The sequence below is a fragment of the Streptomyces montanisoli genome (assembly GCF_017813245.1).
Classification (GTDB): domain Bacteria; phylum Actinomycetota; class Actinomycetes; order Streptomycetales; family Streptomycetaceae; genus Streptomyces; species Streptomyces montanisoli.
The window spans coordinates 24,911-46,757 of sequence record NZ_JAGIQL010000031.1 but is presented as its reverse complement, the minus strand read 5'-3'; the positions used below and the strand labels follow the sequence as shown (position 1 = coordinate 46,757).

Here is a 21,847-nt window from a genome sequence, read left to right as displayed (position 1 = left end):
CGCCCCGGCGGCCGCACCGGCGGCCGGGCTCCGGCTACGGGCGTGGCCCGACGATCCGCCCCGTGGCGCGGTCCGTGACGGTGATCGCGAGGGCCGGGCAGGAGTCGGCCGCGTCGAGCAGCGCCTCGTCGGGGACGCCGTCCGCCGCGCCCGGCAGGACGCGGGCAGCGTCTCCCGGCAGGACGAAACGTTTCGGCAGGAGCGCGACGCACATGCCTGAGCCGATGCACTGGTCCTGGTCGACCTCGACGTGCCACGCGGGGTCCGTACAGCCTTCAGGACCGCGCGCCGGGACCCGGGCCGTCACCAGCCCACCGTCATCCGGCTCGGGGCGCGGACGAGCATCCCCTCCTTCCACACGACCTCGCCCGCCACACGCAGCCCTGGCATCGTCGCGGTGAGGGCGCGCAGCGCCTCCTGGAGCTCCAGCCTCGCCAGCGGCGCGCCCAGGCAGTGATGGACGCCGTGGCCGAACGTCACGTGCTGGTTGGCCGTGCGGTCGAGGCGCAGCTCCTCGGGGTCCTCGAAGCGCGCGGGGTCGCGGTTGGCCGCGTTGGTCGCCACGATCACGGGCTCGCCCTCCCGTACGAGCACCCCGCCGACCTCGACGTCCTCCGTGGCGTAACGGGCGAAGGCGCCGCCTACGATGAGCGGCACGAACCGCGTCAGCTCCTCCACCGCGGCGGGGATCAGCCCGGGATCGTCGCGCAGGCTCCGCCATTCCTCCGGGTGGTGCAGCAGCACGTGGACGAAGTTGGGGATCTGCGACGCGGTCGTCTCGTGGCCCGCGATAAGGATGCCGACGCAGAGGTTGACCAGCTCCTGCTCGCCGAGCCTGTCGTCGGCGTCGCGGGCGGCGATGAGGGCCGAGATGAGGTCGTCCTTCGGGACGAGCCGCCGCGCTGCCACGTGGCCGGTGATGTAGTCGCGCAGCGCGAGCATGTTGGCGTACTGCTCCTCCTGCGTGAGGCGGCTCGTGGACAGCACGCCGTCGCTCCACTCGCGGAACCTGGGCCGGTCGGCGGCCGGTACCCCGAGCAGTTCGCAGATGACGGCGATCGGCAGCGGCAGCGCGAAGTCCTCGACGAGGTCCGCTGTGTCGCCCCTGGCTCTCAGCCCTGCCAGCAGGTCACCGGTCAACCGCCGCACCCAGGGGCGCAGTTGCTCGACGCGCTGCTTGGTGAAGGCGCGCGAGACGAGGGTGCGCAGCCGGGTGTGGTCGGGCGGGTCCATCGAGAGGATGCTGTCCGATTCGACGCCGGCGCCCGGCGTGTGCCGTGGCTCGTCGTGCTCCTGCGCGGCGGCGCGGGAGAAGCGGTGGTCGCTGAGGACAGCGCGCACGTCGGCGTAGCGCGTGGCCAGCCAGGCGGGCTCACCGTAGGGCATCTGGACGCGGATCATCCCGTCGGACTCGCGTGCGCGGGCGTACGCCTCGTGCATGGCGAGCCCCGGGCCCTTGTTGAAGGGGTAGGGAACGGGATCGGGGGGTGTGGTGGGGGGCGTGGGGGGCGTGGTGCTCGTCAAGGGAGTCTCCCTCTCGTACACGACGTACACGACGGTTGAGGAGGATTCGAGCGCGCCCGTGGGGAGTTGGGCGCCGCGGCGGAGACGAACGGGCCGGCCGGCCGCGGGAGGCGCCTCCCGGGCAGCCGTTCACCACGCTAGGCAGGCGCGGCGCGGAGCGTCAAGATCGCCTCACGCGGCGTGCATGCGGCGCCGGGGCGGCGCACATGAGAAGCGGCGGCCCCGGCCTCGCGCTGTCCGCGTGCCGTGCCGGGTCCGCTCCGCGCGCAGCCGGGTCCCGGTCCGCCCGTACTGGCCGGGCGCGTGCCGCGTGGTGGCCCTCGGGCGCACACAGCCGGTGGCGCCGCGGGCGGCGCGCGCGGATCCGGCGCCCCGGCGTCAGTCGGTGAGCGTGCGGCCGAAGCCCGTCGCCAGGGGCATGCGCAGCCCCAGCGGCGGCGGTGCGGCCAGGGCGTCCTCCACCGGGCGTGAGAACGCCCTCGGCAGCAGCGCGCCGAGGGCGAAGTCCTTGGTGAGGGCCGCCACTTCGCGGTGGTGGCCGCGCAGCGCGTGGCCGTCGCCGCGCACCTCGAAGCGGCACGTGTCGCGGTTAGTCTTCTTCGCGCGCTCCGCGAGCCGGTACGACAACTCGGGGTCGACACGCCGGTCGTTGGACCCGTGGACGATCAGGACGTGGCGCCCGAGCAGCTGCCGCACGGGCTCCGCCGGGGCGGCGAGGCCGTCGTCGGGCAGCCAGGGGGCCAGCGCGACGACGGAGTTGACGGCCTGGTGGCCGGCGGCGTGGAGCGCGGCCCTGCCGCCCATGCCGTAGCCGGCGAGGCACACCGGCACGTCCCCGTAGCGGCGGACGGCCTCGTCCGCCGCCCACCGCGCGTCGGCGCTCAGCTCCGCGTCGTCGCCGTTCCAGCCGCCCAGCCGGTAGTGCACCACGTGCACGAGCACGCCCTTCGGCGCGCACGCCTTCCCCAGGGACCTGGCGAAGGGCGCGACGGCCGCACGCACGAGCGGCGAGGGGCGCCTGGCGGACGCCTCGGCGCCCGTGGGCAGCACCAGGACGACGCCGCACGCCGGCGTGGTCCCGGCGAGCGCGGCGGCCGGCCGGCCGAGCCGTGGCAGTGGTGGCGCCGCCCCCTCGCGTTTCGGTCCTTGCGGGCGCGCCGTTGCGCCCTGGCCTGCCTGATGTCCCATGGCCGAACACTGTCAGACCGGCGCGCGGACTCGCTCCTTCCGCGCGGTCACTGTTACGTATCTCGGTCACCATCGCGTATCGGGAAGCACCGGCAACCACCCGCTCTACGCGCGTAGGCGCTAGATTGGACGGATGACGAGCCAGCCGGGACCCACCGCCCCACTCCCCGACGCGGACCAGATCCGCCGCGCCCCCAAGGTGCTGCTGCACGACCATCTCGACGGCGGGCTGCGGCCCGGCACGGTCGTCGACCTCGCCCGCGCGTGCGGGTACGAGGGGCTGCCGGAGTACGACGGCGACAAGCTCGGCACGTGGTTCCGCGAGGCCGCCGACTCCGGGTCGCTGGAGCGGTACCTGGAGACGTTCGCGCACACCTGCGCCGTCATGCAGACGAGTGACGCGCTGCGCCGGGTCGCCTCCGAGTGCGCGCAGGACTTGGCCGAGGACGGCGTCGTCTACGCCGAGGTCCGCTACGCGCCCGAGCAGCACCTGGACGGCGGGCTGAGCCTCGAAGAGGTCGTCCGTGCCGTCAACGCGGGCTTCCGCGAGGGCGAGCGGCTCGCGCGCGAGAAGGGCCGGCGCATCCGCGTCGGCGCGCTGCTCACCGCCATGCGGCACGCCGCGCGCGCCCTGGAGATCGCGGAGCTGGCCAACGCCCACCGGGACTCGGGCGTCGTCGGCTTCGACATCGCGGGCGCGGAGGCCGGCTACCCGCCCACCCGCCACCTCGACGCGTTCGAGTACCTGAAGCGGGAGAACAACCACTTCACGATCCACGCGGGCGAGGCCTTCGGCCTGCCGTCCATCTGGCAGGCGCTCCAGTGGTGCGGCGCCGACCGGCTCGGGCACGGCGTCCGCATCATCGACGACATCGACGTGGCGGAGGACGGCTCCGTGACGCTCGGCAGGCTCGCGGCGTACGTGCGGGACAAGCGGATCCCGCTGGAGCTCTGCCCGAGCTCCAACCTCCAGACGGGCGCCGCCCCCTCGTACGCGGAGCACCCGATCGGGCTGCTGCGCAGGCTGCACTTCCGCGCCACCGTCAACACCGACAACCGCCTGATGTCGGGCACGAGCATGAGCCGTGAGTTCGGCGCGCTGGTGGAGACGTTCGGGTACGGGCTCGACGACATGCAGTGGTTCACCGTCAATGCGATGAAATCCGCGTTCATCCCTTTCGATGAACGACTGGCCATGATCAATGACGTGATCAAGCCCGGTTATGCCGAGCTCAAGTCCGAATGGCTGTTCAGTCAGACCGCTGTGACCAGCTGATTCGCCGGCCGATTCGGTTTTCGGCGGACGGATGCCTGGCGCCGGGGACACGGCAGGGGATTGTCGGGGGATGTTTGCGGGGCACGAGCGGCGCTGACTAGCTTTCAGAGCCGCTCGTTTTCCCCCACCCCCAAGGACGAGAAATCCAGATGAACAGGTCCGCTGCCAAGACCCTCGGTGCCGCCGTGCTCGGCGCCGCCTTCGCCGCCACCGCCGCCGGCACGGCCTCGGCCGCCATCGGCCCCCTCCCGGACACCGGCAAGGCGCTCGACACCGTCAACAAGCTCCCGGTGGACCAGGTCGCCAAGGAGCTGCCGAACGCGGGCACCGACACGCTGACGGCGACCCGTTCCGCCGCGAGCACCGTCAACACGACCGCCCCCCAGGTGCTCCAGGCCGCCAGGGCCGCCAACCCGCTGGGCTCGCTCCTCGGCGGCCTCCCGGTGAACGGGCTGAACAAGGGCCTGCCGGTCGACGGCCTCGGCGGCTGACCGTTCGGACAGCGCCCGTGCCCGTGGGGCGCATCCCGGAGTACCCCGAGGAATCTCGGAGTACCCACGGGGTGCGCCCCACGCGTCGTCGTGCGCCCCGCCGCGTCCGCTACCAGGCGGCCCTCGCCGTCTTCTCGCCCGGCAGCAGGATCCACAGCGCCAGGTAGAGCAGGAACTGCGGTCCCGGCAGCAGGCACGACACCAGGAAGATCACGCGCATCGTCGTCGCGGAGGTGCCGAAGCGCCGTGCCAGCGCTGCGCACACTCCGCCGATCATGCGTCCGTCGCGGGGGCGGACCAGTGCACCGGACATGAGGGGCTCCTTCGCGAGAGCGTCGTGGGAACCGCCGTCCTGTGTGCGGTTCCGATGACTCCATGGTGCTCGGGTACCCACTCGCAGGCGTCGCTCTACGGTGCGATGCCGACCCTGGGAATCGTCGGGGTGTGCCCCTCGGGGGTCTCCCCCTCAGGGACCGCGTCGGGGTCGTACACGTCACCCCGTGGAGCCACACGGCCGTCGGCCGCGGCGACCCGCGCGGACGCGGACGCCCGCAGGCGGCGCCGGATCCCCGCCCGCCCGGCGGGCACGATCAGGGCGTGGGCGAGCGCCACGCCGAGCGTGTTGAGGATGAGCGAGTCCACGTCGAGCACGCGCCCCGGCACGCCCGTCTGCAGCAGTTCGATCGTCAGCGAGATGAGCAGGCCGGCCCCGGCCGTGCGGGCCAGCGACGCCCACGGGGAGACCCAGAGCCTGCCACTCACCACCGGCAGCAGCACCCCGGCGGGCGCGAGGAGCGCGAGCCCCTCGACGAGGCTGCGGATCCCGTGGACGGCGCCGAGCGCGAAATCGGCCCTGATGCCGGCGAAGGGGCGCAGGTTGGCCGCCGTCACCCAGGGTGCGTCGACCGGCCGCAGCGTCAGCCACGCCACCGCGAGCAGGTGCACGAAGAGCAGGAGGGCACCCACCGCCCTCAGGCGGATGGCGGCACTGCCGCCCGAACCTAGACGCACATGTCCCTGGACGCCCGGGACGCGCCGCGCGGTTCCCCGTGAGAGCAGCGTCACTCGCGCGGACGCACACCCGCGCGCGGGGCAGGGAGTCCCGGGCTGCCCGGGCGGAGGTTCTCAGGCCACGGTGGCGGCGGTGGCGGGGACGGCCGCGTCGGGGTCGTTCTTGACGGACGCGTCGCACGTGTACGCGCGCGGGGCGTACGGTCCCGGCCCGCCGAGCACCACCCGCCCCTTCTCACCCCTGGCCGCGCCGCCCTCGGCGAACGTGCAGACGATCTGCGCGAGCGCGGTGCCCGGCAGGTCCTCCGGCTGGGCGCTCAGCCGCAGCGTGGCGGCCGGATCGCCCGAGCGTCCCGCCGTCGCGAGCAGCGGCGGCTGGACGTACGTGGTGAACCCCGCCTGGTGCTCGGCGGCCGAAGGACGGGCCTGGAGGGAGTCGAGCAGCGCCTGGGCTATGCGCACGCGCGCGTCGGGGGTGTCGCGCCGCGGCATGTGGACGGCACGCTCGACGGGCGCGAGTTCGGACGCGCACACCAGGTAGACCCTGACCGGCACGGTGCCGGGACCGGCGTCGGCGTCCGGGTCCTTCGCGCTGACGGCGCAGGGCATCCTGGACGGCGCCGCGCCCGCGTCGACGGGCACCGCCGTGGTGCGCACGCCGCAGGCCGAGGAGACCGCGGCCGCGAGCGTCGCCACGAGCGCCATCGCCGCGCGCCTGCGGCGGGCGCGTCCCGCGCGCGTCGTGCCGTTCACCGCTCGCGTCACCGCTCACGGTCCTCTCCGCGCTCGTCCCCGGGGCCTTCGTCGCGCGGCGCGCCGCGCGGCAGCCGCAGGACGAACATGGCGCCGCCGTCCGGCACGTTCGAGGCGGTGATGGTGCCGCCGTGGATGTGCGCGTTCTCCATGGCGATGGACAGGCCGAGGCCGCTGCCCTCGGAGCGCGGACGCGAAGCGGACGCCTTGTAGAACCGGTCGAAGACGTGCGGCAGGACGGCCTCGGGGATGCCGGGGCCGTGGTCGCGCACGGAGATGACCAGTTCGTCCCCGTCGGACGTGCCCGACGCCTCCGTGCGCACCGAGACGCGCACGCCTGAGCCGCCGTGCTTGAGCGCGTTGCCGATGAGGTTCGCGAGGATCACGTCGAGCCTGCGCGGGTCGAGGCGGGCCATCGTGCCGCGTTCCGCGTCCAGGTGCACCGCGTCGAGCCAGGCGCGCGCATCGAGGCAGGCGGTGACCTGGTCGGCGACGTCGACCTCGTCGAGCACGAGCCTGGCGGTGCCCGCGTCGAACCGCGTGACCTCCATCAGGTTCTCCACCAGGTCGCCCAGCCTGCGCGTCTCGCTGACGACGAGGGTCACGGCCGGCGCGATCATCGGGTCGAGGTTGTCGGCCTCCTCCTCCAGCACCTCCGTGACGGCCGTGAGCGCGGTCAGCGGGGTGCGCAGCTCGTGCGACATGTCGGCGACGAAGCGGCGGCTCGACTCCTCCCGCGCGCTCATGTCCTCGACCTTCTTCTGCAACGAGGCGGCCGCGTTGTTGAACGTGCGGGACAGGTCGGCGAGTTCGTCGGTTCCGGTGACCCTGAGGCGGGTGTCGAACTCGCCCTCGCCGAGCTGGCGCGCCGCCTCGCCGAGACGCTGCACGGGCTTGAGGACCGTACGGGCGGCGGCCTGCGCGATGAGCGCGGCCCCGACGAGCGCGAGCGCGGCGGCGATGCCGAGCGACCAGGCGAGCGATTCGAGGTCGGCGCGCTCCTGGGCGAGCGACTTGAACATGTAGCCGGTCAGGTTGCCGCCGTCGATGTGCGCGCCGCCCACCAGGTAGGGCGTGCCGTCGTGGTCGACCCGCTGCCAGAACAGGTGGTACGCGAACTCGTTGGCGGGTGAGACCTTCTGCCGGTGGCGCACCGCGTCGCGCAGTGTGTCCGGCACGTCGGACAGGGTGAACGCGCCAGGGGACGACGCGCCGCTGATCGTCCTGCCGTCCGACGCCTTGCCGATGAGCAGCACGTCGTAGGCGTTGCCGTCGGCCGCCATCTGCTTGGCGGTGGTGCCAAGATCGCTCGCGCTCGGCCGCACGGGCAGGTCGGCCGCGCGGCTCTGCATCTGCCGGCGGAAGTCGTTGAGCGTCGCGTCCTGCGTGCGGGTCAGCACCGCCTCGCGGTTGATCCAGTACGCGATGCCGGACGCGGAGACCGCAGCGGTCAGCGCGACCGCGCCGAACACGAGCGCGAGGCGCAGCCGCAGGCTGCCCCAGCGCAGGCCTATGCGCGCCCACTTGCCGTGGTCGGCCTGCCCGGCCTGTCCGGCGGCCCGGCCGCCGCCCTGGTCCTGCGCGCCGTCCTCGTCGTCCTTCACCGTGCGTGGCTCACGCCGTCCTTCGCTCACGCAGGGGCGTCCAGCCGGTATCCCACACCGCGCACGGTGCGGATCAGCGTCGGCGACGACGGTACGTCCTCGACCTTGGCGCGCAGCCGCTGCACGCAGGCGTCGACGAGACGCGAGTCGCCGAGGTAGTCGTGTTCCCACACGAGGCGGAGCAACTGCTGCCTGGACAGGGCCTGCCCGGGCCGTCTGCTGAGTTCGAGCAGCAGCCGCAGTTCGGTCGGGGTGAGCTGGAGGTCGTCGCCGTTCTTGGTGACGGTCATCGCGGAGCGGTCGATGACCAGGCTCCCGAACGTGGCGGAGTCGGTCGACTCGCGTTCGCCGCGGCGCAGCACGGCGCGGATGCGCGCGTCCAGCACACGGCCCTGCACGGGTTTGACGACGTAGTCGTCCGCGCCCGACTCCAGGCCGACGACGATGTCGATGTCGTCGCTGCGCGCGGTGAGCAGGATGATCGGCAACTGGTCGGTGCGGCGGATGCGCCGGCACACCTCGAAACCGTCGATGCCCGGCAGCATGACGTCGAGCACGATCAGGTCGGGCCGTTGTTCCTTCAGCAGTTTCAGGCCGTCCTCTCCCGTCGCCGCGGTGGCCACTCGGTGGCCCTGGCGTGACAGGGAGAGTTCGAGGGCCGTGCGGATGGCGTCGTCGTCCTCGATCAGCAACAGGAAAGGCACGAGGGTCATTCTGAACCATGCGGCCACCGGAGTTCGACCGTCCCACCCCTTCGCACGCGCCCACCGGGCGTGCCCCCGCCGGTTCGGCACGTATCCCCCTTCTGTCCACCCCGGTACGCGGGGTGCGGCCGACCCCCTGTGACACCTTCGTGACAGTCGGGGGACAGCGCGATGAAGTGGGTTCGGCAAGCTCTTCGGCGTAAGGGAACACGAGGCTCCGACCGAGGGGGGCGCGGGATGAACGCACTGCACGAGACGGTTGCCGGGGCGGTCGTCACGCGTCTGCACGACATGGGGGCCGCGGAGCGGTCCGCCGTCGTGAGCGGACGGGCGTGCGTGCGGGGCACCGCGGCCGGGACGGGGGCCGGAAGCCGGCACAAGCCGCCGTACATGGCGGTCGTCGAGCCGGCGGCGCGCGGCGGCGTGGAGGCCGGGGGGCTCCACGTCGAGGGCGCGGGGCGCTCGGAGCAGACGGACAACACGGCGGAGTTCACCGCCTACGTCCAGGAGCGGCGCGCTTCCCTCTACGCGGCCGCCTACCACCTGACCGGTGACCGGTACGAGGCGGAGGACCTGCTGCAGAGCGCGCTGTTCTCCACGTACCGGGCGTGGGACAGGATCAGCGACAAGGCCGCGGTCGGCGGCTACCTGCGCAGGACGATGACGAACCTGCACATCAGCGCCTGGCGCAGGCGCAAGCTGAACGAGTACCCGACCGAGGAGCTGCCCGAGCCTGCGGCGGGCCCGGACGCGATGAGCGGCACGGAGCTGCGCGCGGTCCTGTGGCAGGCGCTCTCGCGCCTGCCGGAACTGCAGCGCACGATGCTGGTGCTCAGGTACTACGAGGGCCGCACCGACCCGGAGATCGCGGACATCCTCGGCATCAGCGTCGGCACGGTGAAGTCGAGCATCTGGCGCTCGCTGCGGCGGCTGCGCGGCGACGAGGTCCTCAGCTTCGGCGAGGACCGGGAGGACTCCTTCGGCGAGCTGGTCGCCTGACCGGCGGGCCCGAGGGTGGGGGGGAACGGGGGAACTGTAGAAGCGGGAGGGCCGGACGGACCGGGGGGTTCCGTCCGGCCCTGCCGTTTGTGCGGACGCGCGTGCGTGGTTTGTGCGACGCGCGTGCGGGGTCACGCCGTCCATTTCCCGTGGCGCAGCCAGGCCTCGAACGTCATCAGGCCGGGGTGCAGGCGGCGCAGGAGGCCGATGTCCCGGTCGCGGGCGCAGACGTCGCGGTCGGCGAAGAACCGGAACATGGCCGCGTAGTCGTGGCCGAAATCGGGGACGGCGGCGCGCAGTTCGTCGTGCGGCATGGGGACGTAGGTGCTGGGTGTGCCGGTGACGCGTGCGAACACGGCGGCGATCTCGTCGCCGGTGAGGCTGTCGCCGATCACCGCGAGGTCGCGGGCGCCCCAGGACTGCCAGTCGCCGAACATGTGGCAGGCGAAATGGGCGATGTCGTCGAGGGCGACGAGCGGGTAGCGGGCGGCGCCGAGCGGGAGCCTGAAGGTCACGCCGCCCCGGCCGTCCGGCCGTGGGGTGAGCCGGTCGCGCAGGTTCTCGAAGTACGGCGCCGTCGTGAGCACCGAGACGTGGTGCGTGTACCAGCCGTCGGTCTCCTTGCGGAGCATCTCCTCGGACCGCATCAGGCCGATGTGGGCGGCGACGGCGGCCTTGCTGTCGAAGTGCGGTACGGGGTGGCCGGTCAGGGACACCGCGCTGTCCAGCGACGACCAGATGAAGCGCCGCACGCCGGCCCGCTCGGCGGCGGCCAGCAGGCGCAGGCCTTCCCGGTACTCGCCCACGGCGCTGCCCGTCGCGAAGAAGTCGGTGTTGGCGAACACGCGGTCGGCCTGCGCGAGCAGGGCGTCGAGGTCCGAGGGGTCGGAACGGACCAGTCGCACGCGGCCGGGCGCGGTGGCGGCGAGTGCGGCGGCGTGGGCGGACTCCGGGTGGCGCGTGGGGACGGTGACGGTGGCGTCGGTGGTGGCCAGCAGGCGGCTGACCACGTGGCGGCCCATGGCTCCGGTGCCGCCGACGACGAGGACGTGGGTCATGGCGTACTGCTCCCGTGGTGTGTCAGGACGTGTTCGGCTACCTGGGCGTGGGTGGCGACCCAGACGTCGTCCGACTCGCGGACGCGGTCGAGGATCTGGCCGACCATGCCCGCGAGGAGCGGCCGGCCTCCGACGTGCGCGTGGACCGTCAGGTGGAAGACGCCGGGGCCCGGGGCGGCGAGCAGCTGGTCCAGCAGTGCGAGGTGCAGGTCGCGGTAGGCGTACGGCCCGGCCGCCGCGTCGCGGACGTCGGAATGGTCGCTGTGCATGAGGGAGACCAGCCGGCCGTGCGCGGTGGGCAGGACCTGCGGGAGGTCATGGTCGCTGTGGTCGCCGGTCCAGCGGTAGCCGGCCTCGGCGAGCAGGTCGGCGGTGCGGTGCGAGGCGGTGGCGCGCGGGCTCATCCATCCCGTCGGGCGCACGCCGGTGACCCCGCGGAGTATGCCGGTGCAGCGGCGGATGACGGCCCGCTCCGCGCCGGCGTCGAGCAGCGCGGGCACGACGTCCTGCGCCCAGGAGTGCGCGGCGATCTCGTGGCCCGCCTCGTGCACGGCCAGGACGGTCTCGGGGTGCCGCTCGGCCACGAGGCCGCTGACGCCGACGGTGGCGGGCAGGTCGCCGAGGACGTCGAGCAGCCGCCGGATGCCGGTGGTGACTCCGTACTGCGCCCAGGACGTGCTCTGCGTGTCGTCGACGCCGCCGGGCAGCGGCCATGCCGCTGCCATCGGCGCGTAGGGGGGCCAGTGCCCCGGTGACCACAGCTCCAACGCGACGGTGACCAGCGCGACGACCTTCCGTCCGCCCGGCCAGGCCCCTGCCCCCATTCGGTCTCCCCTGCTCGGTGGCTTCCGCTGCGCTGCGCTCGCGGCTTCGCGGCTTCCGTCGTCGACGCTAGGGAGGCGGCAGGTACCTGCCGGTTCCTGGCGGCGGGCTACCGTCGGGGCATGCGTGAGTACCCCGGCAGCGTCTTCCTCGCGGACTGCCCGGCCCGGCTGGCGATCGAGATCATCGCCGACAAGTGGGCGGTGGTCGTGCTGTTCGCGTTGAGCCGGGGGCCGTGCAGGCACAGCGAGCTGGTCGGCCTGATCGGCGGGATCTCGCGGAAGGTGCTGACCCAGACGCTGCGGCGGTTGCAGGGGTACGGCCTGGTCGACCGCCGCGCCGAGGCCGGGAGGGTCGAGTACACGCTGACGGACCTGGGCCGGACGCTTGTGCGGCCGATCGGCGTGCTGACCGAGTGGGCTCACGAGCACGGCGCGGCCGTCGTGGGCTTCCAGGAGTCCGAGGCGGGCTGAGTCTCCCGTTCGCCGGTCAGGTGGCCAGGAGCCGGCCCCTTCGGGACAGCAGGAAGCGCTTGAAGGCCGCCACAGGCGGCGTGTCGTGGTGGCCCTCCAGCCAGGCGACGCCGATGTCGCGGGCCGCGCGCGGCGCGGTCACCACCAGTTCGGCGACGCCGGGGCGCGCGAACGCCGGGGGCGGCAGCAGCGCCACCCCGAGTCCGGCGGCGACGAGGCCGCGCAGCGTCTCCGCCTCCTCGCCCTCGAAGGCGATGCGCGGGCGGAACCCCGCCTGCGCGCACAGGTCGTCGGTGATGCGGCGCAGGCCGAACCCGGGCTCAAGGGTCACGAACGCCTCGTCCGCCGCCTCCGCCAGCCGCACGCGCCTGCGCCGGGCCAGCCGGTGGCCCTCGGGCACGACGAGGCGCAGCCGCTGCTCGTCGAGGCCGCGGGCGACGAGGCCGGGCTCGTCGGGCATGGGCGAGGTGAGGCAGAGGTCGAGCTCGCCGGCGCGCAGCCGCTCCAGCATGGCCTCGCCGTACGTCTGCACCAGCTGGAACCTGACGCGCGGATGGCCGGCGCGGAACTCGCGCAGCAGCCCTGGCACGGTCTCCGAGCCCATGGTGTGCAGGAAGCCGAAGGCGACCCTGCCGGACTCGGGGTCGGCGTCGGCGCGTACGGACTCGGCGGCGCGCTCGATGTCCGCGAGCGCGCCCTCCACCGAGGCGAGGAACGACCGGCCCGCCGGGGTGAGCGCGACCGTGCGGCCCCTGCGCGCGAAGAGCGCGACGCCCAAGTCGCGTTCCAGGCGGACGATGGCGCGCGAGAGCGTCGACTGCGGCACCCCCGCCTCCAGCGCGGCCCGCGTGACGTGTTCGTGGCGGGCGACCCGGGCGAAGTGGGCCAGCCGGGGCGCGAGCACGGCCGGCCAGTCCGGCCTCTCGGCCGCCAGGTCGGCGTCCAGGTCGGCGCTCCCGCCGGCGCCTCGGCCGACGTCCCGGCCGACGTCCCGGCCGATGCGGTTCTCGTCACTCGCGGCCGCCGCGTGCGGCCCGGACCTTTGTTCATGCACCACGGGAACGATTGTCGCCGATGCGCGCATTGGACGCATCAACCATGGCTCCGTACGTTCCTGTACATGGCCTCCGTCAGTACCGAGGCGCCACCGGCGCCCGCACTCCTGTCCCCCGGGCGGCCCGGTTACCGGCGCCTGAGCCTCGCCCTGTTCGTCGCGGGGATCGCGACCTTCGCGCTGCTGTACTCGACGCAGGCCCTGCTGCCGGCGGTCTCGGACGGGCTGCACGTCTCCCCCGGCGAGGCGAGCTGGACGGTCGCGGCGGCGACCGGCGCGCTCGCCGTGGCCGTCGTGCCGCTCAGCGCGCTGTCGGAACGTTTCGGCAGGCGCTCGATGATGACCGCGTCGCTCGTGGTGGCCGTGGCCGTCGGGCTCGCGGTGCCGTTCGCGCCGAACCTCGCGGTGCTGATCGCGCTGCGCGCCGTGCAGGGCGCGGCCCTCGCCGGGCTGCCCGCGTCGGCGATGGCGTTCCTCGCCGAGGAGGTCGAGGCGCGTGCGCTGGTCTCCGCGATAGGCCTGTTCGTGGCGGGCAACAGCATCGGCGGGATGAGCGGCCGGATCTTCACGGGCTGGATGTCGCAGGCCTGGGGGTGGCGGGCCGCGCTGCTCGCGGTGGGTGTCGCCGCGCTCGCGTGCGCGGCGGTCTTCCGGGTCATGGTGCCGCGGGCACGCAACTTCGCGCCGCGCCCGCTGCGTCTCGGCGCCTTCGGCAGGACCCTGGGCGGCCACCTCTCGAACCCGCTGCTGCTGCGGCTCTACGCCATCGGCGCGCTGTTCATGGTGGTGTTCGGCGGCGTGTACACGGTGATCGGCTACCGGCTGGTGGCAGCGCCGTTCAGCCTGCCGCAGGGGGTCGTCGGCTCCGTCTTCGTCGTCTATCTGGTCGGCACGTTCACCTCGGCGTCCTCGGGGCGGATGGTGGCGCGGCTCGGCCGGCGCGGGACCCTGTACGCGGCGCTCGCGACGACCAGCGCCGGGCTGCTTGTCACGCTGGTGGACTCGATCGTCGCCGTGATCGCGGGGCTCGTCCTGATCACGGCGGGGTTCTTCGCGGGGCACTCGGTGGCGTCGTCGTCGGTGAGCCACACGGTGAAGTCGGGGCGCGCGCAGGCCTCCGCGCTCTACCAGGCGGCGTACTACCTGGGCAGCAGCGCGGGCGGCGCGATCGGCGCAGCGGCGTTCCACTCGACGGGGTGGGCCGCGACGGTGGTGATGGGCCTTGCCGCGATGGTGGGCGTCGCCGCCCTCACGGTGTACGGCACGTACGCGGCACGGCGCGCGGCGACGGCGGCCCCCGCACCGCTGTGACCTGGCGTTCCTCGCGGCGGGCCGCGATTGTCAGAGGGCTGCGGTAGCTTCCGAAGGACAGGCTCCCGTTCGGGCGCCAACGGGGTTACCGGGGTGATCGGCATGGCTGACACGGCGACGCGGCGGGATCTTGACACCCGCCTTGAGCAGCACCGCAGGGAGCTGACGGGCTACTGCTACCGGATGCTCGGCTCGCTGTTCGAGGCGGAGGACGCGGTGCAGGACACGATGGTCCGCGCCTGGCGCGCCATGGACAGGTTCGAGGGCCGGTCCTCGCTGCGCTCCTGGCTCTACCGGATCGCGACGAACGTCTGCCTGGACATGCTGAAGGCCGGCAACCGCAGGGCGCGGCCGATGGATCTGACGGACCCGACGCCGGTCGCGCAGGCGCGGCTGACGGCGCGCCCCGAGGTGACGTGGCTGGAGCCCGCGCCCGACGTGCGGGTGCTGCCCGAGGTGTCCGACCCGGCGGAGACGGCGGTGGAGCGCGAGACCATCCGGCTGGCGTTCATGGCGGCGTTGCAGCACCTGCCGCCGAAGCAGCGCGCGGTGCTGATCCTGCGCGAGGTGCTGGCCTGGCGGGCGAGCGAGGTGGCCGAGCTGCTGGACACGACGGTCGCGTCGGTCAACAGCGCGCTCCAGCGCGCCCGGGCGACGCTCGCGGAGGCCGCACCGGCGGCGACGGACGCGGCGGACGAGCTGGACACGCGCCAGAAGGAGCTGCTCGACCGCTATGTGGCGGCGTTCGAGGGCTACGACATGAAGGCCCTGACGGCGCTGCTGCATGAGGACGCGACGCTGTCCATGCCCCCGTACGACCTGTGGCTGCGCGGCCACGACGACATCGTGGGCTGGCTCCAGGGCGTGGGGTCGGTCTGCCGCGGCTCACGTCTCGTGCCCACGGTGGCGAACGGGATGCCGGCGTTCGCGCACTACCACGCGGCGGAGGACGGCGACGGGCACACGCCCTGGGCGCTGATGGTCATGGAGATAGAGGGCGGCAGGATCCGCGGGATCAACTCGTTCCTGGACACGGCGCGCTGGTTCCCGCTCTTCGACCTGCCGATGCGGCTGCCCGCGGACGGCTGAGGCCCCGCGGGCTCCTGCGCGGGTCCTGCGCGGGTCCTGCGCGGGCCCCCTGAGCAGATCAGCCCGCCGCTGACGGTCCTTCCGCCAGGAGTACGCGCCCGAGCCCGAGGGCGTGCAGCAGCGCGACGAGCTCGGCGCTCGCGCCGCGCACGACCAGCTCGCAGCCGTGCCGCCGCGCGGTGAGCCGCAGCCGCGCCAGCGCCTCGACGGCCGCCAGGTCGGCCCGTACCGCCAGGCCGACGCGCACCTCCACCAGCGGCGCGCCGCCGCTCTCGCCCCTCACGGCACGCGCGGCCAGCTCGGCGCAGGCGCGCGGCGCGGAGCCCGCCGTCAGCGGACCGGCCAGGATGAGGACGATGCGCTCGGTGTCTGCCACACGTATCGAGACCGCGGCCACGACGGGAACTCATCGTGGCCGCGGCCGCGGAGATCGCCCGCGGAGATCGCCGGGCCGTTTCAGGCGGTGCGGGGCCGCTTCAGGCGATGCGCTCGCGGACCACCGGGGTCGGCGTGAACGGCGTGCCGGGGGCGGCGATGTCGTACGCGTTCTCCAGGGCCTCGAGCGCGTACGCGAACTTCTCCGGGGTGTCCGTGTGCAGCGTCAGCAGCGGCTCGCCCGTGCGGACCGTCTCGCCCGGCTTCGCGTGCAGCTCGACGCCCGCGCCGGCCTGCACCGGGTCCTCCTTGCGCGCGCGTCCCGCGCCCAGCCGCCATGCGGCCACGCCGACGTCGTACGCGTCGAGGCGGCCGAGCACGCCCGTCGCCGGTGCCGTCACCACGTGCTGCTCCCTGGCGACGGGGAGGGGCGCGTCCGGGTCGCCGCCCTGGGCCGCGATCATGCGGCGCCACACGTCCATGGCCGCGCCGCCCGCGAGGGCCTTCTCCGGGTCGGCGTCGGTCAGGCCTGCGGCGTCCAGCATCTCCCTGGCCAGGGAGAGCGTCAGCTCGACCACGTCGGCGGGACCGCCGCCCGCGAGGACCTCGACCGACTCGCGCACTTCGAGCGCGTTGCCCGCGGTGCGGCCGAGCGGCGTCGCCATGTCCGTGAGCAGGGCGACCGTACGCACGCCGTGGTCCGTGCCGAGGCCGACCATGGTGGACGCCAGTTCGCGCGCGTCCTCGATCGTCTTCATGAACGCGCCGGAGCCGACCTTCACGTCAAGGACGAGCGAGCCCGTGCCCTCCGCGATCTTCTTCGACATGATCGAGGACGCGATCAGCGGGATCGCCTCGACGGTGCCCGTGACGTCGCGCAGCGCGTACAGCTTCTTGTCGGCGGGGGCGAGCCCGTCGCCCGCCGCGCAGATCACCGCGCCCGTGGTGCCGAGCACGTGCAGCATCTCCTCGTTCGTGAGGGACGCGCGCCAGCCGGGTACCGACTCCAGCTTGTCGAGGGTGCCGCCGGTGTGGCCGAGGCCGCGCCCGCTGAGCTGCGGCACGGCGGCGCCGCAGGCCGCGACGAGCGGCGCGAGCGGCAGCGTGATCTTGTCGCCGACGCCGCCCGTGGAGTGCTTGTCCGCGGTGGGCCTCGTCAGCCCGGAGAAGTCCATGCGCTCGCCGGAGGCGATCATCGCGGCGGTCCAGCGGGCGATCTCGGCCCGGTCCATCCCGTTGAGCAGGATCGCCATCGCGAGCGCCGACATCTGCTCGTCCGCGACCGCGCCGTGCGTATAGGCGTCGATCACCCAGTCGATCTGCTCCGGGCTCAGCCGGCCCTTGTCGCGCTTGGTGCGGATCACCGAGATGACGTCCATGTCTCTCATTTCTTGTGGTTCAGTCCTTCGCGGGGTCTTCGGACGTGGCGGTGTCCTGCGCGGTGGTGTCCTGCGCGGTGGCGTCCTGCGCGGTGGTGTCCTGCGTGGTGGCGTCCGGCGCGGTGGTGTCCTGCGCCAGGTGGTCCGGGCCGAACGCCTGCGGCAGCATCTCGTCCAGCGTGCGCAGCCCGTCCGGCGTCTGAAGGACGAGCGCGGGCCCGCCGAACTCGTACAGCAGCTGGCGGCAGCGCCCGCACGGCACGAGCACGGCGCCCGTGCCGTCGACGCAGGTGAAGTGGGTGAGCCGGCCGCCGCCCGACAGCTGCAGCGCGGAGACGAGGCCGCACTCGGCGCACAGGCCGATGCCGTACGACGCGTTCTCGACGTTGCACCCGGCGACCGTGCGGCCGTCGTCGACCAGCGCCGCCGCGCCGACCGGGTAGCGGGAGTACGGGGCGTACGCGCGCGACATGGCCTCGCGCGCCGCCTCACGCAGCGCCGCCCAGTCGGGCGCGGCGGCGCCGGTCACGACCCCTGGCCCTTCCGGTAGCGCAGGCCGTCCGCCTTCGGCATCCGCAGCCGCTGCGCCGACAGGGACAGCACCAGCAGGGTCACCACGTACGGGGTCGCGCCGACGAAGTCGTCCGGGACCGAGTCCGTCAGCAGGTACCACACCAGGATCAGCGCGGCCACCGCCCCGCTGACGATCGCCTGAACCATCGCCTTCTTGTACGCCTTCCATGCGCCCAGCAGTACCAGCAGCACCACGAGCAGCAGGAGCAGCGCGTGCACGGTTTCACCCCCGCTGCGCAACTGGAGCGCGTCGGAGAAGCCGAACAGACCCGCGCCCATGGCGAGCCCGCCGGGCCGCCAGTTGCCGAAGATCATCGCCGCGAGGCCGATGTAGCCGCGGCCGCCGGTCTGGCCCTCCAGGTAGAAGTGCGAGGAGACCATGGCGAGGAACGCGCCGCCGAACCCGGCGAGGCCGCCGGAGATCATGACGCCGATGTACTTGTACGCGTAGACGTTGACGCCGAGCGACTCGGCGGCGACGGGGTTCTCGCCGACGGAGCGCAGCCGCAGGCCGAACGACGTGCGCCACAGCACGAGCCACGTCAGGGCGAACAGCACGGCCGCGAGGATCGTCAGGACCGACAGCTTCGTGAAGATGCCGCCGACGATGCCCGCCAGGTCGGAGACCAGGAACCAGTGGTGCTTCGCGATCGAGTTCAGCCCGCTGGACAGGCCGGGCACGGTGAACTGGGGCAGCGAGTCGACGGGCGGCGACTGCTTGGGGTTGCCGCCCTTGTTGAGCGCGTCGCCGTGGTTGAAGAACAGCTTCGCGAGGTACTGCGTGACGCCCTGCGCGAGCAGGGTGATCGCGACACCGGAGACGATGTGGTCGACGCCGAAGGTGACGGTGACGACGGCGTGGATCAGGCCGCCGACCACGCCGAAGGCGACGCCCGCCAGCAGGCCGAGCCACGGGCTGGTCTGCCAGCCGATCCAGCCGGCGCCGAACGTGCCGAGGATCATCATGCCTTCGAGGCCGATGTTGACGACGCCCGCGCGCTCCGACCACAGGCCCGCGAGGCCGGCCATGCCGATCGGCACGGCGAGGCCGAGCGCGGCGGCGATCTGGCCCTCGGAGTCGAGCTGCTGGGAGCCGGTGAGCACGCGCACGGCGGAGATCAGGACCAGCGCGGCGGCGACGATCAGCAGGATCTTCGCTACGGAGAGCCTGCCGCGGGCCGCCGGCTTGCCGCCGGGCGCCTTGGGCGCGGCGGGCGGCGGGGTGACGGTGGTCGTGGCGGTCATCGGGCCACCTCCAGCTTCTCGTCGGTGGCGGTGGCCGCCGCCTGGGCGGCGAGTTCGGCTCCGACGCGCTGCTGCTGGCGGCGCAGGCCGAAGCGGCGTACGAGTTCGTAGGCGATGACGACGCACAGGACGATCACGCCCTGGATGACGCCGAGGATCTCCTTGTCGTAGCCGATGAGTTCCAGGTGGCCCGTGGTGCGTTCCAAGTAGCCCCACAGCAGTGAGGCGATCGCGATGCCGACCGGGTTGTTGCGGCCGAGCAGCGCGATGGCGATGCCGGTGAAGCCGACGCCCAGCGGGAAGTCGTTGGAGAACGCGTGGCTGTCGTTGAGCAGGGTCGGCATGCCGACCAGGCCCGCGACGGCGCCGGAGATGACCATGCTGGTGACGACCATCTTCTTCACGCCGACGCCGCTGGCCTCGGCCGCGCTCTCGGAGCGGCCGACCGCGCGCAGGTCGAAGCCGAAGCGCGTGCGGCCGAGCACGAACCAGTAGGCGACGCCGACGAGCGCGGCGATCACGATGAAGCCCCACAGCTCGCCTGCCGGGCCCGCGTTGAACGTGAAGAACCAGGAGGACTTCGGCAGGCTCTTGGTGGACACCAGCGTGCCCGCGTCGTCCAGCTGCCCGAGCTTGTCGGGTTGCAGCAGATAGGCGATGACGGCCGTCGCGATGGAGTTCAGCATGATCGTGGAGATGACCTCGCTGACCCCGCGCGAGGTCTTGAGGATGCCCGCGATGCCTGACCACATGGCGCCCACGACCATCGCGACGAGGATGACCACGATGATCTGCAGCGGCCCCGGCAGGTGCAGCGCCCCGCCGACGACGGCGGCGAAGAACGCGGCGATGCGGTACTGGCCGTCGACGCCGATGTTGAACAGGTTCATCCGGAAGCCGACGGCGACGGCGACGCCCGCGAGGTAGTACGTCGTCGCCTTGTTCAGGATGTAGATCTGGCTGTCGCTCGCCGAGCCGTACGACAGCATGTCGTTGAACGCCTCGAACGGGTTCTTGCCGGTGGCGAGGATGACCAGCGCGGTCACCACGAGCGCCGCGACGACCGCGAGTACGGGGGCCGCGAGCGCGAGGAGCAGCCGCTCCTTGTCGATGCGTGCGGTGAGCTTGTTCATCCTTCTTCGCCGCCTTCCGGGGCGCTCGCGCCCACGGCCTCGTGGTCCAGGTGGCCGCTTGAGGCGCCCGTCATGGCGGAGCCCAGCTCCTCGGGGGTGATGGTGGCCGGGTCCGCGTCGGCGACCAGCCGGCCCCGGTACATCACCCGGAGTGTGTCGGACAGGCCGATCAGCTCGTCCAGGTCGGCGGAGATCAGCAGCACCGCGAGCCCCTCGCGGCGCGCCTCGCTGATCTGGTCCCAGATCTGCGCCTGCGCGCCGACGTCCACGCCGCGCGTGGGGTGCGCCGCGATCAGGAGCTTCGGGTGGTGGCTCATCTCGCGGCCGACGATCAGCTTCTGCTGGTTGCCGCCGGACAGCGAGGCCGCGGTGACCTCGATGCCGGGCGTGCGCACGTCGTACTCCTCGACGATCCGCTCGGTGTCGAGGCGTGCGGCGCGCGCGTCGATCAGGCCGCGCCTGGAGTTGGGGGTCTCGGTGACGTGGCCGAGTATGCGGTTCTCCCACAGCGGCGCTTCCAGCAGCAGGCCGTGCCGGTGGCGGTCCTCGGGGATGTAGCCGATACCGCTCTCGCGGCGGGTGCGGGTCGGCACGTGGGAGATGTCCCGGCCGCCGAGCACGACGGTGCCGGAGTCGGGTGTACGCATCCCCATGACGGCCTCGACGAGTTCGGCCTGGCCGTTGCCCTCCACGCCGGCGATGCCGAGGACCTCGCCCTCGTGAATCGTGAAGTCGATGCCGTCGAGCACCTCGCGCACGACGCCGTCGGAGTCGGTGGCGGTCAGCCTGAGGCCGCTCACGGCGAGCGCGGGCTCGTCCGTCACGGTGGACTCGCGGGCGCCCGGGGTCGGCAGTTCGCTGCCGACCATCAGCTCGGCGAGCTGCCGCGCGGTGGTGGACCGCGGGTCTGCGGTGCCGACGGTCGTGCCGCGCCTGATGACGGTGATCTCGTCGGCGACGGACAGCACCTCGCCCAGCTTGTGCGAGATGAACAGGACGGTGAGGCCCTCGGACTTGAGTTCGCGCAGGTTGTCGAAGAGCGCGTCGACCTCCTGCGGCACGAGCACCGCGGTGGGCTCGTCGAGGATGAGCGTGCGGGCGCCGCGGTAGAGGACCTTGAGGATCTCCACGCGCTGGCGGTCGGCGACGCCGAGCTCCTCGACGAGCGCGTCGGGGCGCACGCCGAGCCCGTAGGCGTCGGATATCTCGCGGATCTTGGCGCGCGCCCTGCCGCCGATGCCGTAGAGCTTCTCGCTGCCGAGCGCCACGTTCTCCAGGACGGTCAGGTTGTCCGCGAGCATGAAGTGCTGGTGGACCATGCCGATGCCGCGGGCGATGGCGTCGGCGGGGCTGGAGAAGGCGACCTCGGTACCGTCGACGGTGATGGTGCCCTCGTCCGGCTTCTGCATGCCGTAGAGGATCTTCATCAGGGTCGACTTGCCCGCGCCGTTCTCGCCGCACAGGGCGTGCACGGTGCCTCTGCGGACCGTGATGTCGATGTCCTTGTTGGCGATGACGCCGGGGAACCGCTTGGTGATGCCGCGGAGTTCGACCGCGGGGGCATCGCTCGCGGCCCCGGCGCCCGGGGTGCCGGACGGGCCGTGGGCGGTGGGAGGGCTTGACGCGTTGATGGCGCACTCTCCTCGATGGTAAGGAGGGGTGGGGAGGGGGGCGTTGGGTGACTCCCCCAGCCTTCGGCCGGGGGTGCCCCCAACGCGTAATTTATCGCCAACTCCCCACTACGCGCGTAGAGTTGACACTTCGTTATGGCTCGAACGATTGCCT

22 protein-coding genes and 1 pseudogene are annotated in these 21,847 nt (G+C 73.0%); 6 read left to right on the top strand and 17 right to left on the bottom strand.

Annotation, left to right across the window (positions count from 1 at the left end; translation table 11 throughout):
• Positions 1 to 34: 34 nt before the first annotated feature.
• From JFN87_RS10675 to JFN87_RS10665, 3 genes are all read right to left on the bottom strand, one after another.
• Entirely contained in the window at positions 35 to 307 is a 273-nt protein-coding gene (locus tag JFN87_RS10675; protein ID WP_307865391.1) for a ferredoxin, read from the bottom strand.
• Positions 304 to 1,440 (bottom strand): cytochrome P450, encoded by a 1,137-nt coding sequence (locus tag JFN87_RS10670; RefSeq protein WP_209339752.1) that lies wholly within the window; start codon positions 1,438 to 1,440, stop codon positions 304 to 306. The genes JFN87_RS10675 and JFN87_RS10670 overlap by 4 nt, the downstream gene beginning before the upstream one ends.
• Before the next feature lie 462 nt (positions 1,441 to 1,902).
• A complete protein-coding gene (locus JFN87_RS10665; protein WP_245179160.1) occupies positions 1,903 to 2,712 on the bottom strand; it encodes a dienelactone hydrolase family protein in 810 nt (269 codons plus the stop codon).
• 133 nt (positions 2,713 to 2,845) lie between these two features.
• Here JFN87_RS10665 and JFN87_RS10660 point away from each other — a divergent pair, with 133 nt between their 5' ends.
• On the top strand, positions 2,846 to 3,988 hold the full coding sequence (locus JFN87_RS10660) for an adenosine deaminase (RefSeq protein ID WP_209339717.1): 1,143 nt from the start codon (positions 2,846 to 2,848) through the stop codon (positions 3,986 to 3,988).
• A 149-nt stretch (positions 3,989 to 4,137) separates the two neighbouring features.
• The gene (locus JFN87_RS10655; protein WP_209339715.1) at positions 4,138 to 4,479 is read left to right on the top strand and encodes an ATP-binding protein; all 342 of its coding nucleotides are present in this window, start codon (positions 4,138 to 4,140) and stop codon (positions 4,477 to 4,479) included.
• Between the two features lie 109 nt (positions 4,480 to 4,588).
• On the opposite strand, the gene JFN87_RS10650 is transcribed toward JFN87_RS10655, so the two are convergent.
• From JFN87_RS10650 to afsQ1, 5 genes are all read right to left on the bottom strand, one after another.
• Positions 4,589 to 4,792 (bottom strand): PspC domain-containing protein, encoded by a 204-nt coding sequence (locus JFN87_RS10650; protein ID WP_209339713.1) that lies wholly within the window; start codon positions 4,790 to 4,792, stop codon positions 4,589 to 4,591.
• 95 nt (positions 4,793 to 4,887) lie between these two features.
• Positions 4,888 to 5,490: a VanZ family protein gene (locus tag JFN87_RS10645; RefSeq protein ID WP_209339711.1), complete on the bottom strand. Its 603-nt coding sequence runs from the start codon at positions 5,488 to 5,490 to the stop codon at positions 4,888 to 4,890.
• A gap of 114 nt (positions 5,491 to 5,604) precedes the next feature.
• A complete protein-coding gene (locus JFN87_RS10640) occupies positions 5,605 to 6,255 on the bottom strand; it encodes a hypothetical protein (protein ID WP_307865390.1) in 651 nt (216 codons plus the stop codon).
• Entirely contained in the window at positions 6,252 to 7,976 is a 1,725-nt protein-coding gene (locus JFN87_RS10635; protein ID WP_209339747.1) for an ATP-binding protein, read from the bottom strand. The genes JFN87_RS10640 and JFN87_RS10635 overlap by 4 nt, the downstream gene beginning before the upstream one ends.
• Complete coding sequence (afsQ1, locus tag JFN87_RS10630) at positions 7,874 to 8,551, bottom strand: two-component system response regulator AfsQ1 (protein ID WP_078849770.1); 678 nt, start codon at positions 8,549 to 8,551, stop codon at positions 7,874 to 7,876. Before afsQ1 ends, JFN87_RS10635 begins: the two co-directional genes overlap by 103 nt.
• Before the next feature lie 237 nt (positions 8,552 to 8,788).
• Here afsQ1 and JFN87_RS10625 point away from each other — a divergent pair, with 237 nt between their 5' ends.
• Positions 8,789 to 9,550 carry a SigE family RNA polymerase sigma factor gene (locus JFN87_RS10625; protein ID WP_209339709.1) on the top strand — a complete coding sequence of 254 codons (762 nt, stop codon included), beginning with the start codon at positions 8,789 to 8,791 and terminating at the stop codon, positions 9,548 to 9,550.
• Between the two features lie 131 nt (positions 9,551 to 9,681).
• On the opposite strand, the gene JFN87_RS10620 is transcribed toward JFN87_RS10625, so the two are convergent.
• The gene (locus tag JFN87_RS10620; protein ID WP_209339708.1) at positions 9,682 to 10,608 is read right to left on the bottom strand and encodes an NmrA family NAD(P)-binding protein; all 927 of its coding nucleotides are present in this window, start codon (positions 10,606 to 10,608) and stop codon (positions 9,682 to 9,684) included.
• On the bottom strand, positions 10,605 to 11,432 hold the full coding sequence (locus JFN87_RS10615) for a polysaccharide deacetylase family protein (RefSeq protein ID WP_209339706.1): 828 nt from the start codon (positions 11,430 to 11,432) through the stop codon (positions 10,605 to 10,607). Before JFN87_RS10615 ends, JFN87_RS10620 begins: the two co-directional genes overlap by 4 nt.
• A gap of 120 nt (positions 11,433 to 11,552) precedes the next feature.
• Here JFN87_RS10615 and JFN87_RS10610 point away from each other — a divergent pair, with 120 nt between their 5' ends.
• The gene (locus JFN87_RS10610; protein WP_209339704.1) at positions 11,553 to 11,903 is read left to right on the top strand and encodes a winged helix-turn-helix transcriptional regulator; all 351 of its coding nucleotides are present in this window, start codon (positions 11,553 to 11,555) and stop codon (positions 11,901 to 11,903) included.
• Between the two features lie 16 nt (positions 11,904 to 11,919).
• On the opposite strand, the gene JFN87_RS10605 is transcribed toward JFN87_RS10610, so the two are convergent.
• Entirely contained in the window at positions 11,920 to 12,807 is an 888-nt protein-coding gene (locus JFN87_RS10605; RefSeq protein WP_372449215.1) for a LysR family transcriptional regulator, read from the bottom strand.
• A 216-nt stretch (positions 12,808 to 13,023) separates the two neighbouring features.
• On the opposite strand from JFN87_RS10605, the gene JFN87_RS10600 reads away from it, so the two are divergent.
• Together JFN87_RS10600 and JFN87_RS10595 are read left to right on the top strand one after the other, a co-directional pair.
• On the top strand, positions 13,024 to 14,268 hold the full coding sequence (locus JFN87_RS10600) for an MFS transporter (protein WP_209339702.1): 1,245 nt from the start codon (positions 13,024 to 13,026) through the stop codon (positions 14,266 to 14,268).
• Positions 14,269 to 14,370: 102 nt separating this feature from the next.
• Positions 14,371 to 15,357 carry a sigma-70 family RNA polymerase sigma factor gene (locus JFN87_RS10595; RefSeq protein ID WP_209339701.1) on the top strand — a complete coding sequence of 329 codons (987 nt, stop codon included), beginning with the start codon at positions 14,371 to 14,373 and terminating at the stop codon, positions 15,355 to 15,357.
• A gap of 58 nt (positions 15,358 to 15,415) precedes the next feature.
• Here JFN87_RS10595 and JFN87_RS10590 read toward each other — a convergent pair whose 3' ends face one another.
• The 6 genes and pseudogenes from JFN87_RS10590 to JFN87_RS10565 all read right to left on the bottom strand — a co-directional run bounded on the left by JFN87_RS10590 (position 15,416) and on the right by JFN87_RS10565 (position 21,753).
• Positions 15,416 to 15,733, bottom strand: a complete 318-nt coding sequence (locus JFN87_RS10590) for an STAS domain-containing protein (RefSeq protein WP_209339700.1) — start codon at positions 15,731 to 15,733, stop codon at positions 15,416 to 15,418.
• Positions 15,734 to 15,833: 100 nt separating this feature from the next.
• A complete protein-coding gene (locus tag JFN87_RS10585; protein ID WP_209339743.1) occupies positions 15,834 to 17,111 on the bottom strand; it encodes a thymidine phosphorylase in 1,278 nt (425 codons plus the stop codon).
• 136 nt (positions 17,112 to 17,247) lie between these two features.
• A pseudogene (locus JFN87_RS10580) lies at positions 17,248 to 17,640 on the bottom strand (cytidine deaminase); the annotation flags it as partial.
• A complete protein-coding gene (locus JFN87_RS10575; protein WP_209339697.1) occupies positions 17,637 to 18,929 on the bottom strand; it encodes an ABC transporter permease in 1,293 nt (430 codons plus the stop codon). The gene JFN87_RS10575 and the pseudogene JFN87_RS10580, both read right to left, overlap by 4 nt.
• Positions 18,926 to 20,062, bottom strand: a complete 1,137-nt coding sequence (locus JFN87_RS10570; RefSeq protein ID WP_209339696.1) for an ABC transporter permease — start codon at positions 20,060 to 20,062, stop codon at positions 18,926 to 18,928. The genes JFN87_RS10575 and JFN87_RS10570 overlap by 4 nt, the downstream gene beginning before the upstream one ends.
• The gene (locus JFN87_RS10565; protein ID WP_245179169.1) at positions 20,059 to 21,753 is read right to left on the bottom strand and encodes an ABC transporter ATP-binding protein; all 1,695 of its coding nucleotides are present in this window, start codon (positions 21,751 to 21,753) and stop codon (positions 20,059 to 20,061) included. The genes JFN87_RS10570 and JFN87_RS10565 overlap by 4 nt, the downstream gene beginning before the upstream one ends.
• Positions 21,754 to 21,847 lie beyond the last annotated feature (94 nt).

Excerpts from the sequence above, each read along its gene's own strand:
- JFN87_RS10670 (WP_209339752.1), bottom strand. The coding sequence starts at position 1,440 with ATGCACGAGGCGTACGCCCGCGCACGCGAGTCCGACGGGATGATCCGC.
- JFN87_RS10665 (WP_245179160.1), bottom strand. The coding sequence starts at position 2,712 with ATGGGACATCAGGCAGGCCAGGGCGCAACGGCGCGCCCGCAAGGACCG.
- JFN87_RS10660 (WP_209339717.1), top strand. The coding sequence starts at position 2,846 with ATGACGAGCCAGCCGGGACCCACCGCCCCACTCCCCGACGCGGACCAG.
- JFN87_RS10655 (WP_209339715.1), top strand. The coding sequence starts at position 4,138 with ATGAACAGGTCCGCTGCCAAGACCCTCGGTGCCGCCGTGCTCGGCGCC.
- JFN87_RS10650 (WP_209339713.1), bottom strand. The coding sequence starts at position 4,792 with ATGTCCGGTGCACTGGTCCGCCCCCGCGACGGACGCATGATCGGCGGA.
- JFN87_RS10625 (WP_209339709.1), top strand. The coding sequence starts at position 8,789 with ATGAACGCACTGCACGAGACGGTTGCCGGGGCGGTCGTCACGCGTCTG.
- JFN87_RS10620 (WP_209339708.1), bottom strand. The coding sequence starts at position 10,608 with ATGACCCACGTCCTCGTCGTCGGCGGCACCGGAGCCATGGGCCGCCAC.
- JFN87_RS10615 (WP_209339706.1), bottom strand. The coding sequence starts at position 11,432 with ATGGGGGCAGGGGCCTGGCCGGGCGGACGGAAGGTCGTCGCGCTGGTC.
- JFN87_RS10610 (WP_209339704.1), top strand. The coding sequence starts at position 11,553 with ATGCGTGAGTACCCCGGCAGCGTCTTCCTCGCGGACTGCCCGGCCCGG.
- JFN87_RS10600 (WP_209339702.1), top strand. The coding sequence starts at position 13,024 with ATGGCCTCCGTCAGTACCGAGGCGCCACCGGCGCCCGCACTCCTGTCC.
- JFN87_RS10595 (WP_209339701.1), top strand. The coding sequence starts at position 14,371 with ATGGCTGACACGGCGACGCGGCGGGATCTTGACACCCGCCTTGAGCAG.
- JFN87_RS10585 (WP_209339743.1), bottom strand. The coding sequence starts at position 17,111 with ATGGACGTCATCTCGGTGATCCGCACCAAGCGCGACAAGGGCCGGCTG.
- JFN87_RS10575 (WP_209339697.1), bottom strand. The coding sequence starts at position 18,929 with ATGACCGCCACGACCACCGTCACCCCGCCGCCCGCCGCGCCCAAGGCG.
- JFN87_RS10570 (WP_209339696.1), bottom strand. The coding sequence starts at position 20,062 with ATGAACAAGCTCACCGCACGCATCGACAAGGAGCGGCTGCTCCTCGCG.